Annotated in this window: 2 rRNA genes; both read left to right on the top strand. The window is 45.9% G+C overall.

Annotated features, from left to right (window positions below):
- A 16S ribosomal RNA gene (locus IQI_RS01645) occupies positions 1–338 on the top strand; the annotation flags it as partial.
- A 349-nt stretch (positions 339–687) separates the two neighbouring features.
- Positions 688–1,102 (top strand): 23S ribosomal RNA (locus IQI_RS01650); the annotation flags it as partial.

Consider the following 1,102-nt stretch of genomic DNA (forward strand, 5'->3'; position numbering starts at 1 on the left):
TGCCCCTTATGACCTGGGCTACACACGTGCTACAATGGACGGTACAAAGGGCAGCAAGACCGCGAGGTTTAGCCAATCCCATAAAACCGTTCTCAGTTCGGATTGTAGGCTGCAACTCGCCTACATGAAGCTGGAATCGCTAGTAATCGCGGATCAGCATGCCGCGGTGAATACGTTCCCGGGCCTTGTACACACCGCCCGTCACACCACGAGAGTTTGTAACACCCGAAGTCGGTGAGGTAACCTTTTGGAGCCAGCCGCCTAAGGTGGGACAGATGATTGGGGTGAAGTCGTAACAAGGTAGCCGTATCGGAAGGTGCGGCTGGATCACCTCCTTTCTAAGGAATATATATGAAACGTTTGACAGTCGAAGTTTTGTTCAGTTTTGATGGTTTAATTAGGTTTTTTGCGAAAGCAAAATCACCATCCATCAAAACTTTTTGTCTCTAATGAGACAAATGTTTGTTCTTTGAAAACTAGATAAAGATAAATTGATAGTCAAGAAAGATACCGAGTATCGCCATTTTAGGTTTTTTATTGAACCTTAATTAGTAAGTGAATCAAATTTTATTTAACAGCGAGGAGATCGAGGAAGCGAAGGAGTGAATACCGGAGCGCACTTAGCGTGCGTGAGGATATGAACGACTGAAGCTGACGAAGAGGTTCGAAGCTGATAAAGAAAATTTAGGTTAAGTTATGAAGGGCGCACGGTGGATGCCTTGGCACTAGGAGCCGACGAAGGACGGGACTAACACCGATATGCTTTGGGGAGCTGTAAGTGAGCTTTGATCCAGAGATTTCCGAATGGGGGAACCCATTGTTCGTAATGGAACAATATCCATATTTGAATACATAGAGTATGGAAGGCAGACCCAGGGAACTGAAACATCTAAGTACCTGGAGGAAGAGAAAGCAAATGCGATTCCCTGAGTAGCGGCGAGCGAAACGGGATATAGCCCAAACCAAGAGGCTTGCCTCTTGGGGTTGTAGGACACTCTATACGGAGTTACAAAGGAATGAAGTAGACGAAGAAGTCTGGAAAGGCTCGTCAAAGAAGGTAACAACCCTGTAGTTGAAACTTCATTCCCTCTTGAGTGGATCC

It is taken from the genome of Rossellomorea aquimaris TF-12, assembly GCF_001648555.1.
GTDB lineage: Bacteria > Bacillota > Bacilli > Bacillales > Bacillaceae_B > Rossellomorea > Rossellomorea aquimaris.